Below are 15,502 nucleotides of genomic sequence, written 5' to 3' on the forward strand. Positions count from 1 at the left end.
CTTATGATATGTAAGGATTGCGGCAAAGACATTAACCCCCAACAGATTAAGGATTCGAAAGAATCTTTAGGTGTAGCGCTTTGCGAACGACATACACGCCTCATCAAAAAAGTGATACTGGACAACAACACTCCGATTGAAGCCATCCATTTATTTTATGCATTAAAAGAAGCTGGTGTTCATCCCATGCTGGAATGGTGGGATGGAAAAAAATCCGTTGATATTGCCATTTCCCGTGTCAAACTCAATATCGAGATTGACAAGAACGATAACATGATTACCCACGAACAAGCTATAAATGACTTGGAAGAGGCCATGCATTCCTTTAAAAATGGCTTTACCACCATCAGGATTCCACATTTGGCCATTAAATATTACTTGGATGAAACCGTGGAAAATGTATTGGGTATCATTTCTGGTTTAAAAGCGAACATCAAGGCAATTTAGTTACAGAACTGAACACTGCTCTTCATTTTGGTCTCTTTATATTCCAAAATATTGATGACGACAGGTTTTTGACCGATATTCTCCAAATCGTTGACATAGTTTTTGCCCCGATTTTCAAAATATTCGGTATCACCTTGATTCAACTTGACCATATCGATTTTACCGTTCCCGTATCGAGTTATCAATAAGCCTCCAGTTGTGCAGACCCAAGCATAATTGGTATTGTGCTTTCTGAAATTGAGTCGTTCTCCTGGAAGAAGATGAAGGTCCCAGAGTTTGACACTCTCATCTTCAAAAACCAATCTATTGCTCAACGATTCCTTAATGTTTTGATGTAGCAACTCATCAATTTTCTCCTGCTCCCAAGGGTCAAAATGGCCTGTTGGGTTCAACTCCACAAATTGCATGTTCTCTAGTTTTCTGTAAATCCCGCAAATTTAAGTCGCAAAATTCTATATTACAGCGGGTTACGAAACATTTAACGAATTCCTTGTGAATCCTACCACTTAAGACTGCTTAATTGCTAAATTGTTCAATAAAAGCGTGTTAAACTACTTTAAATCCTATTTAGCCCAACCAACCCTCGCAATCCAAACTACGGTACTGGATAGCTTCGGAAATATGATTTTCCACCACCGCTTCGGATTGTTCCAAATCGGCAATGGTCCGTGACACCTTTAAGATACGGTCATAGGCACGTGCCGAAAGATTCAAAACGCTGCATTGCTTCATTAGCATTTTCTTTGGGAAGAATAAACCTTTCGAAACCTTCTTCCTGTGCTTTTATGGCAATAGGCAAAGCTCCTTTAATGGGCTGTAGGCTGCCATCAAGGAAAGCTCTCCCATAATCAAATATTTTTCGATATTATCTGAACGAATCTGGTAAGATGCGGTCAATATCACTATGGCCAAGGTTAGGTCGTAGGCAGACCCTTCCTTTCTCAAATCGGCAGGTGCCATGTTGATCGTTATTTTCTTCCCTGGAATTCGATATCCGTTGTTCTGTAGTGCAGCGGCAATGCGATAGTTGCTTTCTTTGATGGCATTATCGGGCGAACCCACCAAATGATAGCCTATTCCTTTATCTACGTTGACTTCAACAACAATAGTGGTGGCTTCAATACCAAAAACAGCACTTCCGTAAACTTTTATGAGCATAAGGGTTTTCTAATTGAAAAAGACTGAAAAAATAGCCAATCCCTATACAAAAAAGATTCCCCTATTGACGAATGCCCCTTTTGAGTTAACGGAAGATTAAAATGGATTCGGCGGTTTCCTCTATTTCCTGCTTGTTCATCATCATTTTACGAAACTCGCCCTTGACATACATTTGGGCTTGATCGTCATAATGCTTGCTTAACGGATTCCCAGATTGACCTGTGGGCAATATACTGATACTGTTCTCCACATCGGAAAAGTCGATGACTCTTCGTGTTGATGGACCGGAGTTTACTTTATAAAAACCTGTGCTATCATATGGAAAAGCAAGGTTGTTGATAACCTCTCGAGTTCCTTCCACAGGAAACGGGCCCACATTAAAATACTCCCGGAGCGATGCCACCTGACCGAATGGGTGCTCGTGCTCCAAGGTATGTACTTTGTCCCAAGTCCATTGGCTCGTGTCCTCGCCAAAATCCTTGACCAAAGATTCCCAAGTTTGGGCAAAGGACATCATCACGATATCCTCTCTGGTTTCGACCACATCAGGCGTATTGATGTTATCCCACCATATTCCGCTCTTCATTCTTGAACCCCATGCAATCTGCCTCTTGAACAAATGTGTGGACAAGAATTGCTTGAACATCTCTGGCCCCAATTCGTCTTCCATCGTATTCTTTACCATATAATAAAGGGTTCTATGGTAAATTACTGGACTTGTTGAATTGAGTTTGTATTCCCCATTCCAATTCTTTAGCGAATCCAAAAGCACCAATTGCTCACTATTTAAATGGGTAACATCAAATAATTTAATCAACTCCGTAACCACTTCTGTATTGACTGGGGAGGTAACATCCAATATCATTTCGGATATGGATTCCTTATCCCAGTCATCCTTGGCATCCAGTAAAGAAACTATGCGCTTTGCCCTATTCTCTGGCAAATAATAGCCAGGGTACAACATTCCCGCAATGGAATCGGGCTGGTTGTTGGCCGAATACACATAGTTCCAAGGTGGGTTCTCTGCCATGGGATTTTCCGAGAAATCCAGATAACGTAATGGTTCTTCGTTCCCTGATGCTCCATCCAGAATAAATTTAGTGGATAGACTATCGGGCATTTCATATAATTTTGCCGTGGCCCACCATGCGACGTTTCCTTGGGCATCGCCATACATGACATTGAGTCCTGGTGCATGAATATTGGGCAAGGCACTTTTAAACTCTTCCATACCTGATGCATGGCTCATACGATACAGGGCATGCATGACCATATTCTTGGGCTTGGTATAGATCCAAGACATGGCAACGGGTCGTTCGCCCGATATTTGATCGGCAATGTTGTTTAAAACAGGGCCATGGTGTGTTTTCTTGTAGGTAAACGTAACATCCTTACCATCTTTTACTTTGATGGTTTTATTGACGAATTCATAATCCTTCCAGCCATCAATGGTTTTGTATTGGGTACTGTCAGATGGATTGGTTTCCTCATAGTAAAAATCAATATCATCATTTTCGAACATCGTGAGGCCATAGGCCAAATTCCTGTCATGTCCCAGTAAAGGAAAAGGCACTCCCGCAAGATGGTAACCGTATTTCTCATAGGTGGGAGTATTAACATGAGCTTCATACCATACCGATGGTTGTGCAAAACCAATATGTGGATCGTTGGCAAATATTACTTTTCCGTTTTTTGTTTTCAGTGGTGCCACTACCCAGCTATTACTCCCTTCGAACTGCGGAATGGGAAGTCCTTTAAGAGCTGAAGTAACACTAGCGGCAATGTTGGTACCCAAAGTATCCGCTCGTTCCCCCTTGAAGTTTTTAATCCATACGGTGGAGGTATCAGAACTTATGGTCAGGTCACTTATATATTCTTCTCCCAGTTTATCCCGCATACTCGTTAACAATGGATCTGTTTTATGGGCCATGGCAAAACTGAAGGCCATATAACCAACGGCATTGTAAACATCTTCAATGGTAAAAGGTTCCTTGTCAATACCGGTCAAATAAAATTCAATGGGTGTTGGTCCTTGTTTGATGAACTCGTTAATACCATCTAGATATGCTTGAGAAAGTACAATGGTTTCGCTTTGGTCATCAAGATGGGATATGGTTTCTTTGGTATGGTCATCGATACCCAATGAAAGGAAAAACTTGTCCGTTTTGACCATGTCCTCTCCAAAAACCTCTGAAAGTCTTCCTTTCGCCACCCTTCGCAGGAGTTCCATCTGCCATAACCTGTCCTGAGCATGTACATAACCCAATGCCTTTATAGCGTCGGTTTCATTTTGGGCATAAATGTGAGGAATCCCGTAAGAATCAAAGTATGTAGTGACTTCATTTTGGATTCCGGGCAAAGATTTTTTGCCACTGTAATCAGGTTTGAGACTATTTATAAAGATAGCAATGCCTATAACTACAAGTAAAAGCAATCCTGCAAATGCAAGGAGAATCTTTTTATACTTTTTCACGAAGATGATGGGTTAGGTCAATTAGTCCATCCTAAGGTATAACTATTTTTTTGGATGATTAAACAAAATCATTGACAAATATCAACTATTTGTTCATGGAAAGATGGTGTTTTTCCAATCCTGATTTCAACCATTGCTCATACGTTTCAACATCAACATATTGCACGGCTTGGTTAAGAATTTCCAAGTTCGGGGACAGCAATACATAGTATGGTTGTGATGCAGCGTTGAAATTGATGGTCTGGAATGTCCCCCATTTTTGACCAATGGTCTCAATGGATTTCACGCGACCTGAATCGTATTTAAAATCGAATTGCTCGGATTCAGGAAGTTCCTTCCTATCATCAACATAGAGCGAAATCAGTACATAATCCTCTTTGAGGATAGGGTACACTTTGGAATCGCTCCAAACGTTCTCTTCCATTTTTCTGCAGTTAACACAGGCCCAACCTGTAAAATCGAGCAGAATGGGTTTGTTCACTTCTTGAGCGTAGGCCACACCTTCTCCAAAGTCCTTGTAACAATCCAATCCCAATGGGCAATTGCTCTCTGTTTCCACTACGCTGTAAAAACTTGGCGGAGGAAAACCACTCAACAGCTTTAGGTTACTGACATTGAACAGCCCAAGGACCAAATACACTGTAAAAGCAAAGCTCAACAGGCCTACCAACTTTCTGGCGGGTGATAAATTTTTCTTAGGTCCGTCGTGTGGAAACCTGAATATTCCAAAAAGGTAAAGTGTCATCAAAATAAAGAGCACCACCCAAATACCAACAAAAATCTCTCGTTTGAAAATACCCCAGTTACCTACCAAATCCGCATTTGACAAGAATTTGAAGGCCAAGGCCAATTCCAAGAAACCTAGCACTACTTTCACGGTGGTCATCCAACCTCCGGACTTGGGCAAAGAGTTCAACCAAGCTGGGAACATGGCGAACAAGGCAAATGGCAAGGCCAAGGCCAAACCAAAACCGACCATTCCAGAAGTCAAATTGGTAGCTACGTTACCTTCTGCCAATGTGGTACTTCCCAAAAGCCCACCCAAAATAGGGCCCGTACAAGAGAAAGACACAATGGCCAGGGTCAACGCCATAAAAAAGATTCCAAGCCCCCCTCCTACTTTGGACGAGGCGGAATCCATCTTATTGGCCCAAGAGCTGGGCAGCGTCAATTCGTAGTACCCAAAGAACGAAAAGGCAAAGAATACAAAAATGACGAAGAAGAACACATTCAGCCAAATGTTGGTGGCTATGGTGTTCAATATCTGTGAGTCCACCGAGTTGAACAAATGGAACGGTAAACTCAACAAGAAATAAATCAACACAATAAAGAATCCGTAGAGCAATGCATTACCAACCCCTTTCGATTTATTTTGTGTTTGTTTGGTGAAAAACGAAACGGTCAAAGGAATCATCGGAAAGACACAAGGAGTCAATAAGGCAATCAATCCCCCAATAAAACCCAGTCCAAAAATAACCCATAGATTGGATTTTCCTTCTGAATCGGTTACACCATCCTGGTTGAGGAGTTGTTTGTTCTTTAAATCGACTTTAAGCGATTCCCCCAGTGCTACACTTCGTTCATCCAGAGCTGCTTCTTCGGCGGCAAAACCGCTTCCATCCAACGAAATTTGGAAATATTCATCCACAGGAAGACAAACCTCCTTACAGATCTGATAAAAAAGGTTAACCGAAATCTGGTTGACCTCTGGATCCAATAATTTAATTTTCTGAGTGAAAATGGCCTCTCCTTTAAAGAAAGTCTCCTCCACCTCAAAGATATCGCTGTACTCTTTTATGGTTTCGCTCTCCTCTGTTTTCCCGACGAGCTCATAATCCTCCCCTGCTTTTTCAAAGGTAAATTCGCTGGGCAGGGACCCCCCTTCAGCGGTGTATTGTGAATACACATGCCATCCGTCCATAATTTTGCCCTTGAACACCAATTCGTATTCGGTATCGGACAATTTATGTACTTCGTGACTCCAAACTGCTGGGTTTTCATCCGTTTGGGCGAATGTGATTAGATTAATGAAGAATAATCCTAAAAAGAGTACCAATAATCTCATGTAAGCTGTGTAATCTTAAGTATTTGCTTGGTCGATCCCTCGACCTTGAATCGTTCGTCGGCCCTTTTTCCCACAACCCAAACAATCTCGTTGTCCGAGCAGAGTAGCCATTGTTTTTCTTTGGACAGCACATCCAACTTCTCGTCTTTGAAGAATTTGGACAACTTTTTTTTGCCTTGCATCCCAAAGGGATAAAAATAGTCGCCTTTTTCCCAATTCCTTAACACTAACGGAAAGTTTAACTTTTCCTTATCCAAAAATACGACATTTTTACCCTGTTTATCAAGGGTTTCTACCTCTTCCATTTTTAATTGAACAGGCAATTCGGACGTGTCTACATCTAAAAAGACAGTATAGGTCTCATTGACCCTATTTTTTATTTCAGAAAGTATAAGGCAATCCCTATCCTTGAGCAACTGATGGGTTTGGGAAAACAGCTGTTTACCGCTCATGGCCGTCAAAAGGTTTTTCACATCATTCCATTCCGTAAACCCATAATCCTTGAACAATCCGTAGAGATAGGACTCCAAAGGTTGAAGTTTTTGGAGTTCAACTATTTGTATTTTGATGACACCTTCGCTTTGCTCAAACAATTTGTTTTTTAAATCATCCAAATAACTGTTGACCAAATCCTTGGTTTGCTGTAAATGATGTTGTGTATTGCCAAAATTCTGCAAAAAGGTTGGGTGCAATTCCTTTAACTTGGGGACAATCTCGTGACGAATCTTATTTCGAAGGTATTTGGTGCTGGCGTTACTACTATCTTCCCGCCACTCCATCTTATTGGATTGGGCATACTCCAGAATTTCCTCTTGTGAAAATGGCAATAAGGGGCGCACTACTTTTTCATTCACTTCGGGAATACCAGAAAGTCCATCAATTCCTGTTCCACGGGATAAATTAATCAGAAAGGTTTCCAAACTGTCACCTGCATGGTGGGCCGTGAGCACATAATCAAAATCTTTGGTTTGTAAAAGTTCATCAAACCATTGATAGCGTAGTTCCCTAGCTGCCATTTGCACGGACAACCGGTGTTTCCCCGCATACTGTTCGGTTTTGAATTGTTCCACAAAGACCTTTATTCCTAGCTTCGTGGCCATCTCACGCACAAATATCTCATCCCCATCACTTTCTTCGTCTCTAAGGTTGAAGTTGCAATGGGCGAGGGATACATCCAGTTCCGTATCAGCAGATAAATGGGTAAGCACAACACTATCCATTCCTCCACTACAGGCCAGAAGGAGCCGCTTCCCCTTCAAAAAGGGCATCTTGCTGTTTATGTGCTGTTTGAACTTTGGAAACATGTCCGCGAATTTACAAATAAACCTTAGCCTTCCTCCAAAACTGTTCGCATAGCTTTAGCCTTGAGCAAACATTCCGCATATTCCTGTTCAGGGTCAGATTTTGAAGTAATGGCACTGCCTACGGAAAAGGAAACATATTTTTTGGAGGCATTGTACAGAATACTTCGAATAACCACGTTGAAATCAAAATCGCCAGCTGGAGTAAAATACCCGACCGCTCCGCTGTAGAGACCACGCTTGGTCTCTTCCAAGTCTTCGATAATGTTCATTGCTGAAATCTTTGGAGCACCCGTCATACTGCCCATCGGAAAGGTTTCTTTGATCAATTCCAAGGGACTTTTGTCTAGCGGCACTCTTGAAATTATCGTTGAGATCAATTGATGTACTTGCTTAAAGGTGTATGGTTTACAAAGCTCCTCAACCGCAATGGAACCTTTTAATGCACTTTTGGATAAGTCGTTACGCACCAAATCCGTGATCATGATGTTTTCCGAGCGTTCTTTTGGGTCTTGAGACAGTGTTTTTTTGATTTTTTCATCCTCCAATTCATCTGTTCCCCGTCGTGCCGTGCCTTTTATGGGTTGGGAGATTACTTTCTGAGCTATTTTTTTAATATACCGTTCGGGCGATGCGCACAATAAGTAGTTGTCTTCCAGCTTTGCAAAAGCCGCAAAAGGTGGTTCCGATATAGCGTTCAGTTTCCGATAAGTGGTCCATGGATCAATATCAACTTTCTCTGCATAAAACTCTTGGCAAAAATTGGCCTCATAAATGTCTCCCTTATAAATATGTTCGAGAAAACGGTTGGCTTTGTCAAAATAGTCATCTTTATGGATGCGCATTTTTATCTTGATGGAATCGCTCGACTTGATGGATGACCCCTTGTGCTGGCCATTGATGATTTCCTCATAATCAGCTTCAATTTCATCGGTAAAAGCTTCTAAATAGTTAAAGTGAAGGTGGCCATTGACAAGAATGATCAATTTATTGGGTTGAAAAAACTGAATGGTAGGAAAGTTCAAAGCATCCGCATTATGGGAAAACAGATTTTCCAGTTCATTTTTAAAATCATAGGAAAAATAACCGAACAACCAATCTTTTTCATTGTCCAAAAATATGCTCAACCCTTCTGCTGTTTGTAGTCGTTGTGATACTCCAACAGCTAAACAGGCTTCAAAACTGGAATAGGCGTCTTGGTGCGAATTGCTATCCAACCAAACTAGGTCGTCAAAACCTCTGGACCACTCAAACAGGGCCTTTTTACTTTGTAAAAGGGAATCAATCTTAAAAGAACGTTGTGTTCGCAATACGTAAGTTTCTATGATTTGTTATTTCGCTTTCGATGGTCCTTCGGCACGTAAAAGAAAAGGATTTATCCGGTTGGAAACCTGAATATCAAACCTTTGCACCAAAGAATTTATATATGCCATCAATTTATAATTGATGGAAGTGGAAGAATTACTACCAGCAAATGCTAAAATTGCAGCCATACCTTAAAATAATTGATTGTTTCGCTAAAATACCCCAATAAAAAGATAGGTGCGACTATTTTGTATATTTTTGGCGCAAGAAACATCCAAACCACCTGCAAAACAAGTATATAGGGTGAACGTGAACCAGATGACAGCCAAAAGCAATAGACTGTTTTTTATCGATGCCATGCGGGCATGGGCCATCTTGATGATGCTACAAGGACACTTCATCGATGGATTGTTGGACCCTGTTTTCAGGGATTCCAGCAATACTGTTTATTCTGTTTGGCTTTATTTCCGCGGGATTACCGCTCCCGTCTTTTTTACGGTTTCAGGCTTTATTTTCACTTATTTATTGATTCGAGTCCCACAAAATGGATTGGGCAATCCCAGGGTTTCCAAAGGAATTCGTCGGGGATTGCAACTTTTGGCCATTGGTTATTTACTTCGGTTGAACTTTGGCGGACTTTTAAAGGGCGAAATCTATAATGGGTTCTACTTGGTTGATGTGCTGCATTGCATAGGACTTTCCATTTTGGAACTAGTAGGCGTTTATGTGCTAACGGCCAAAAAGAAAAAATATGTTTTCCCGACCGCTCTCGTCATCATTACTTTAGTGCTTTTCTTGTTCGAAAGGGCGTATAAAGATTGGTCCTTCGCCTTTTTACCTAATTTCTTGGCGAATTACTTCACCAAAGCCAACGGGTCGGTATTTACCATAATCCCTTGGTTTGGGTACACTACGATCGGCGCTTTTATATCGGTGCTGTTCACTAGATTCAAAAATTACAGGTATTTGTACCCTGCTGCCATTTCCATAGCCTCGGTAGTTGGTTATTTACTTATTTACCAGTCAACTGCGGCTTTTGGTGTACTGTATGATTGGACAGGTTTTGAATTCCTCAAATTGATTTTGTCCAACAATTACCTTTTCATACGATTGGGGAATGTTTTTGTGGTCTTTGCTGTATTCATGATACTTCGCCAATTGATGACGAACAAAACAGTTTTAAAGATTGGGGCCAGCACACTTTCCATTTATGTGATTCACTTCATCATTCTTTACGGAAGTTTTACGGGATTGGGCTTATACCGATTCTTCAATCATTCACTTGCTCCGGAAATTGCGATTCCAGGCGCTCTCGCTTTTATGATTGCATGTACAATTTTGGCCTTGCAATACAACAAATACGAAACGAGCATCAAATCACAAATTTCTTCAAGCCTTGTTTTTATCCGAACACAGGCCATTGAATTAAAGGATATTTCCGTACCCGTTCTTCGTGAGGGTTTAATTAGATTCCGTCTTTTTCTGCGTCGGGTACTGCGTACGGTTCGAAGCTAAAAAAAGCATCCAACCCTAAGACTGAATGCTTTGTATTTTTAGAAAATTGCTGAAATTCGTCATTCTGAACCTGCCTGTCGGCACGCAGGTTTATTTCAGAATCCCATCAACCCCATAAAAGTAGCATTGTTAGAACCTGAATCAAGTTCAGGTTGACGAAAATCTCAAATTAAATAGTGCCTTTCATACCTAAACATGCAGCGCCCTATCGTCAGTTGCTGCCAAAGCAGCTTCCTTAACAGCTTCTGCATAGGTTGGGTGTGCATGGCTCATGCGGGAAATATCCTCCGCAGATGCCCTAAATTCCATTGCCGTAACACCTTCAGCAATCAAATCGGCACAACGTGCTCCAATCATGTGAACGCCCAATACTTCATCGGTATTCTTGTCTGCTAAGATTTTTACGAAACCATCAATATCCATACTGGCACGGGCTCTACCCAAGGCACGCATGGGAAACTGACCTGATTTGTATTCCACACCTTCTTCCTTCAATTGCTCTTCCGTTTTTCCAACGGCCGCAACTTCTGGCCAAGTATAAACCACACCGGGAATCAAATTATAATCGATATGTGGCTTTTGACCTGCCAAGATTTCGGCAACCATCGTTCCTTCTTCCTCGGCTTTGTGCGCCAACATAGCTCCTTTTACCACATCGCCAATGGCGTAAATATTGGAAACATTGGTCTGTAGATGTTCATTGACCTCTACTCTGCCCCTATCATCCAATTTGACTCCAGCAGCTTCGGCATTTAATCCATCGGTGTAAGGTTTACGGCCAACACTTACCAAACAGTAGTCCCCTTTAATGGTTACTTCCTTGTCCTTTTTGTCATCAGCCTTTACAATCACTTCATCTCCTTTGCGCTCCACTGATTTTACTTTGTGGGAAAGATTGAACTTTACCTTTTGCTTTTTCAACACTTTGGTAAGTTCTTTGGACAAAGCGCCATCCATTCCCGGGATAATGCGGTCCATGTATTCCACTACGGTCACATCGGCACCCAAACGTTTGTAAACCTGGCCAAGTTCCAATCCAATGACCCCACCCCCGATTACGATCAAGTGTTTGGGAACTTCCTTCAATTTCAATGCCTCTGTTGATGTGATGACTCGTTCTTTATCAATTTCTATAAATGGCAAAGATGATGGCTTGGAACCTGTTGCTATGATGATGTTCTTAGCTTCAATGGTCTCTTCCCCATCTTCTTTCGCAATAGTTACATGCGTGGCATCCTTAAAGCTTCCCACTCCATGATAGACATCGATTTTGTTCTTGTCCATCAAAAACTCGATACCCTTTGTTGTTTGGTCGACCACGCCTTGTTTACGGTCGATCATTTGCTTCAGGTTCACCTTTACCTCTCCAGGAATATCGATACCGTGCTCCTCAAAGTGCTTTACGGCATCTTCGTAATGGTGTGATGAGTCCAAAAGTGCTTTGGATGGGATACAACCTACATTTAAGCAGGTTCCGCCAAGTGTTGAATACTTTTCTATTATTGCCGTTTTCATTCCCAATTGGGCACATCGAATGGCCGCCACATAGCCTCCTGGTCCAGAGCCGATGATGGCTACATCATATTGATTCATATTGTAGTATTTGTAAGGATAATTTTCTTAAAAACTGTGTTTCGTTGAAACAAGTGTAAAAATACAAATGTTTTTCGGGACAACCCCAATGAATGCTGTGGGAAAAAAGGTTCTCGACTCCGCTCGAACTGACAATTGACAATCCATAGACGGTTTATTGACGATAACCCACTAATTTCTGACTTCTGACCTCTAAATATGCACCGATGGACTATTCTTAACCTCATTGATCACAAAAGAGCTTTGGGTATTGCCTATGTTGGCTATGGCAGTGAGTTTGGTGACCATGAACTCCCGATAACTCTTCATATCCTTCACATATATTTTTAAAATATAGTCGTAGTCCCCTCCCACGTGAAAACATTCGGATACTTCTTTAAGTTGCAATACTTCGCGTTCAAACTTTAGGACATTTTCTTTGGTATGCTGTACCAATCGAATCTGGCAGAGTACCATAAAATCACGCCCTACTTTTATTTTGTCCACCAATGCGGTGTATTGTGTAACCACGCCATTGCGCTCCAACCTTCGGATACGCTCGTAAACGGCAGTTTTGGACAAATGCAGTGCATCCGCGTATTGTTTGGTAGTTTTTTTGCTGTCCTCTTGGAGCAATCTGATCAACTCAATGTCAACGTTATCCAGTTTCATACCGACGAATTTTCTAGTCCATAGGGCTAAAATTATATTTTATAGATTATTTTCCTAATTATTCTTATTTAAATGTCAAATAATCTTCATTTAAACATATCTATTGATTTTACGTCTATGTATTCTTAATTTTATCAAAAACGGTACATTATGGACTACAAAGCTTCAGAACATATTCAAGACCTTCAATACTTCGGTGAATTCGGAGGTGTAAACCCCTCTATTTCAGACTCATCAACCTATACCTTTTTGTCGGCAAAAACCATGTTCGACACCTTCGAAGGAAACACTGAGGGCTGCTACTTGTACAGTCGCCACTCCTCTCCATCCAATCTATATTTAGGTGAGGCCATGGCGCAATTGGAAGGAACGGAATCCGCCAACGTATATGCTAGCGGAATGGGTGCGATTACCGCGGTAATTCTTCAGTTGTGCGATTCATGTGACCATATTGTCTGTAGCCGAACAATATATGGCGGAACTTACGCCTTCTTGAAAAATTTCGTGAAGAAATTCCATATCGATGTCTCTTTTGTGGACATTACCGATTTGGAAACTGTTGAAAAATCCATCACATCCAAAACCAAAATGATTTACTGCGAGGCTGTCAGTAACCCCTTGTTGGAAATTGCCGATATTCCTTCACTTTCCAAAATATCCCAAAAAAACGATATGCCCTTGGTGGTGGACAATACCTTTTCCCCATTGACCATCAATGCAGCAAAGCTGGGTGCCGATATCGTGGTGCACAGCCTTACCAAATTCATCAATGGAAGTAGTGACTGTGTTGCAGGTGCCGTTTGCGCTTCCACTGATTTCTGCTTGAGCCTAAAAGATGTCAACAATGGTGCAGGGATGCTCTTGGGCAGCACATTGGACAGTCTGCGTGCAGCTTCCATTTTGAAAAATATGCGAACACTTCATATCCGTATCAAAAAACATAGTGAAAACGCCCATTATCTGGCAAAACAGTTCGAAAAGGACGGTTTAACAGTGGTGTATCCTGGATTGGAAAGTCATTCTGGACACAATTTGATGAAATCCCAAATGAACCACGAATATGGTTTTGGCGGTATGTTGACCCTTGATGTGGGTTCCGTAGAGCGTGCGAACGCCTTGATGGAACTCATGCAAAAAGAAAAGTTGGGGTATTTGGCCGTTAGTCTTGGGTTCTATAAAACCTTGTTCAGTGCATCGGGAACCTCTACCTCTTCCGAAATACCTGAAGAAGAACAAAAAGAGTTGGGTCTGTCCCAAGGACTTATTCGTTTTTCCATAGGTCTGGACAACGATATCCATAAAACCTATACCACGATGCGCAAGTGTATGGAGATGCTGGATATTTTATCTCCCGATGCAAGTTTGGCTTAATTGATAGGTCCATGAGGTTTGCACAACATGGTGCAAAATCGTAATATTACCTTCTAACAAACTCAGACCAGATGCCGAACAAAAAGGAAAAACCAAAGTTTAGGGAAGATGAACACATTGTAGAGAATAAAGATTTAACCATTGCAGAAGCGCTTATACCTGTTTTTGCTTTGGTCGTCATGCTTGCTTATAATGTGTATGTTTTTGGTGATGATGCCCTAAGTGGTTCCAACCAATTTATTTTATTGATGGGCGGTGCCGTAGCTGCCATTGTCGGTATTTTTAATAAGGTATCCTACAAACGTATGATTGCCGAAGTGGCCGAAAACGTGAAATCAACTACAGGGGCTTTGCTTATTCTTTTAATGGTCGGTGCGTTATCTGGGACTTGGTTGATTAGTGGAATCATACCTGCAATGATCTATTACGGACTTCAAATATTGAATCCAACCATATTTTTGGCGGCCAGCGTTATTATATGCGCCATTATATCCATAGCAACAGGAAGTAGCTGGACAACCGCTGCAACCGTAGGTATTGCTTTAATCGGTATCGGTGATGCCTTGGGCATTTCATTGGGAATGACGGCTGGTGCCGTGCTTTCCGGGGCTTATTTTGGAGATAAAATGTCCCCTTTGAGTGACACCACGAACTTGGCACCTGCCATGGCTGGTGGGGATTTGTTCTCCCATATTCGTTATATGACCTATACCACGGTTCCGACTATTGTTGTGACCTTGATTGTATTCATCATTCTTGGTTTTACCATAGATACATCTGGAGTCGCGGATACAAGTTCACTTCTTGAAAATATTGGGTCTACCTTTAATATCAATGGTTGGCTATTTATTGTACCCTTGGTGGTCATCGGATTGATTGTTAAAAAAGCACCACCCCTAATGGCTCTCTTGATCGGGACATTGTTGGGGGGCGTGTTTGCTCTTATTTTTCAGCCGGACATTGTTGCCAACATTGGAGGGGGAACCGCTTTGAATTTTGAATCCGGTTACAAAGGAATTTTAAATGCCATCACGGTGGATACTTCGATTGCCACTGATGACCCAGCCCTTAACGATTTGTTCTCCTCTGGTGGAATGTCGGGAATGCTCGGTACCATTTGGCTGATTGTTTGTGCCATGGTATTTGGAGGTATCATGGACGGTATCGGAGCTTTGGAACGCATCACGGAATCCCTTTTAAAATTGGCCAAGACCACTTTTGGTTTGTTTGCCAGTACAGTTGGTAGTTGTTTGGCGTTGAACGTGACTGCATCCGACCAGTATTTGGCTATTGTGGTTCCAGGGAAAATGTTTGCCAAAGCCTATGAAGAGCGCGGACTCGCTCCGGAAAACCTAAGTCGATCACTTGAAGATTCAGGAACGGTAACCTCTGTTTTGGTTCCATGGAACACTTGTGGAGCTTACCACAGCGGAGTTTTGGGTGTCGGTGTCGGAGAGTATGCACTTTACGCCGTTTTCAATTGGCTAAGTCCGTTTATGACATTGCTTTTTGCCGCATTCCGAATCAAAATCAAACAACTTGCCTCAACAACGGCTGAATAACTTTTTTGGAACCACAACCAATCATCACGCCCTGTCTCTTCGAGCACAGTCGAGAAGTTAT

The 15,502-nt window shown here is 41.8% G+C and carries 13 protein-coding genes and 1 pseudogene; 4 read left to right on the plus strand and 10 right to left on the minus strand.

What is annotated here, in order from left to right; genetic code table 11:
* The first annotated feature begins 3 nt into the window (after positions 1–3).
* Positions 4–447 (plus strand): hypothetical protein, encoded by a 444-nt coding sequence (locus EO132_RS04330; RefSeq protein ID WP_127136755.1) that lies wholly within the window; start codon positions 4–6, stop codon positions 445–447.
* Here the strand turns inward: EO132_RS04330 and EO132_RS04335 are convergent.
* From EO132_RS04335 to EO132_RS19415, 8 genes and pseudogenes are all read right to left on the minus strand, one after another.
* Positions 444–854, minus strand: a complete 411-nt coding sequence (locus EO132_RS04335; protein WP_127136756.1) for a hypothetical protein — start codon at positions 852–854, stop codon at positions 444–446. The two genes, EO132_RS04330 and EO132_RS04335, sit on opposite strands and share 4 nt — an antisense overlap.
* Positions 855–1,014: 160 nt before the next feature.
* Positions 1,015–1,179, minus strand: coding sequence for a magnesium chelatase subunit ChlI family protein (locus EO132_RS19725; RefSeq protein ID WP_235856374.1), 165 nt, complete (start codon positions 1,177–1,179; stop codon positions 1,015–1,017).
* Positions 1,136–1,605: pseudogene (locus EO132_RS04345) on the minus strand (magnesium chelatase domain-containing protein). Before EO132_RS04345 ends, EO132_RS19725 begins: the two are co-directional and overlap by 44 nt.
* 85 nt (positions 1,606–1,690) lie before the next feature.
* Positions 1,691–4,078, minus strand: a complete 2,388-nt coding sequence (locus EO132_RS04350; protein WP_127136757.1) for a penicillin acylase family protein — start codon at positions 4,076–4,078, stop codon at positions 1,691–1,693.
* Between the two features lie 85 nt (positions 4,079–4,163).
* Complete coding sequence (locus tag EO132_RS04355; RefSeq protein WP_127136758.1) at positions 4,164–6,143, minus strand: protein-disulfide reductase DsbD family protein; 1,980 nt, start codon at positions 6,141–6,143, stop codon at positions 4,164–4,166.
* On the minus strand, positions 6,140–7,411 hold the full coding sequence (tilS, locus tag EO132_RS04360; protein WP_313781221.1) for a tRNA lysidine(34) synthetase TilS: 1,272 nt from the start codon (positions 7,409–7,411) through the stop codon (positions 6,140–6,142). Before tilS ends, EO132_RS04355 begins: the two co-directional genes overlap by 4 nt.
* A 59-nt stretch (positions 7,412–7,470) precedes the next feature.
* The gene (locus EO132_RS04365) at positions 7,471–8,754 is read right to left on the minus strand and encodes an anthranilate synthase component I family protein (RefSeq protein ID WP_127136760.1); all 1,284 of its coding nucleotides are present in this window, start codon (positions 8,752–8,754) and stop codon (positions 7,471–7,473) included.
* Between the two features lie 21 nt (positions 8,755–8,775).
* Complete coding sequence (locus tag EO132_RS19415; RefSeq protein WP_205780310.1) at positions 8,776–8,937, minus strand: hypothetical protein; 162 nt, start codon at positions 8,935–8,937, stop codon at positions 8,776–8,778.
* 130 nt (positions 8,938–9,067) lie between these two features.
* Between EO132_RS19415 and EO132_RS04370 the strand changes: the two genes are divergently transcribed.
* Positions 9,068–10,264, plus strand: a complete 1,197-nt coding sequence (locus EO132_RS04370) for a heparan-alpha-glucosaminide N-acetyltransferase domain-containing protein (RefSeq protein WP_127136781.1) — start codon at positions 9,068–9,070, stop codon at positions 10,262–10,264.
* 189 nt (positions 10,265–10,453) lie between these two features.
* Here the strand turns inward: EO132_RS04370 and lpdA are convergent, their stop codons facing one another.
* Together lpdA and EO132_RS04380 are read right to left on the minus strand one after the other, a co-directional pair.
* The gene (gene lpdA / locus EO132_RS04375) at positions 10,454–11,857 is read right to left on the minus strand and encodes a dihydrolipoyl dehydrogenase (RefSeq protein ID WP_127136761.1); all 1,404 of its coding nucleotides are present in this window, start codon (positions 11,855–11,857) and stop codon (positions 10,454–10,456) included.
* Positions 11,858–12,049: 192 nt separating this feature from the next.
* Complete coding sequence (locus EO132_RS04380) at positions 12,050–12,508, minus strand: Lrp/AsnC family transcriptional regulator (protein ID WP_127136762.1); 459 nt, start codon at positions 12,506–12,508, stop codon at positions 12,050–12,052.
* 150 nt (positions 12,509–12,658) lie between these two features.
* Here EO132_RS04380 and EO132_RS04385 point away from each other — a divergent pair, with 150 nt between their 5' ends.
* Both EO132_RS04385 and nhaC read left to right on the plus strand, forming a co-directional pair.
* On the plus strand, positions 12,659–13,879 hold the full coding sequence (locus tag EO132_RS04385) for an aminotransferase class I/II-fold pyridoxal phosphate-dependent enzyme (protein WP_127136763.1): 1,221 nt from the start codon (positions 12,659–12,661) through the stop codon (positions 13,877–13,879).
* Positions 13,880–13,950: 71 nt separating this feature from the next.
* On the plus strand, positions 13,951–15,441 hold the full coding sequence (nhaC, locus tag EO132_RS04390) for a Na+/H+ antiporter NhaC (RefSeq protein WP_127136764.1): 1,491 nt from the start codon (positions 13,951–13,953) through the stop codon (positions 15,439–15,441).
* Positions 15,442–15,502: the final 61 nt, after the last annotated feature.

This window comes from Flagellimonas oceanensis (genome assembly GCF_003992595.1).
Classification (GTDB): Bacteria; Bacteroidota; Bacteroidia; order Flavobacteriales; family Flavobacteriaceae; genus Flagellimonas; species Flagellimonas oceanensis.

Bases quoted from the DNA above. Each gene is read 5' to 3' on its own strand.
- EO132_RS04330 (WP_127136755.1), top strand. From the start codon at position 4: ATGATATGTAAGGATTGCGGCAAAGACATTAACCCCCAACAGATTAAG.
- EO132_RS04335 (WP_127136756.1), bottom strand. From the start codon at position 854: ATGCAATTTGTGGAGTTGAACCCAACAGGCCATTTTGACCCTTGGGAG.
- EO132_RS19725 (WP_235856374.1), bottom strand. From the start codon at position 1,179: ATGAAGCAATGCAGCGTTTTGAATCTTTCGGCACGTGCCTATGACCGT.
- EO132_RS04355 (WP_127136758.1), bottom strand. From the start codon at position 6,143: ATGAGATTATTGGTACTCTTTTTAGGATTATTCTTCATTAATCTAATC.
- tilS (WP_313781221.1), bottom strand. From the start codon at position 7,411: ATGCCCTTTTTGAAGGGGAAGCGGCTCCTTCTGGCCTGTAGTGGAGGA.
- EO132_RS19415 (WP_205780310.1), bottom strand. From the start codon at position 8,937: ATGGCTGCAATTTTAGCATTTGCTGGTAGTAATTCTTCCACTTCCATC.
- EO132_RS04370 (WP_127136781.1), top strand. From the start codon at position 9,068: ATGACAGCCAAAAGCAATAGACTGTTTTTTATCGATGCCATGCGGGCA.
- lpdA (WP_127136761.1), bottom strand. From the start codon at position 11,857: ATGAATCAATATGATGTAGCCATCATCGGCTCTGGACCAGGAGGCTAT.
- EO132_RS04380 (WP_127136762.1), bottom strand. From the start codon at position 12,508: ATGAAACTGGATAACGTTGACATTGAGTTGATCAGATTGCTCCAAGAG.
- EO132_RS04385 (WP_127136763.1), top strand. From the start codon at position 12,659: ATGGACTACAAAGCTTCAGAACATATTCAAGACCTTCAATACTTCGGT.
- nhaC (WP_127136764.1), top strand. From the start codon at position 13,951: ATGCCGAACAAAAAGGAAAAACCAAAGTTTAGGGAAGATGAACACATT.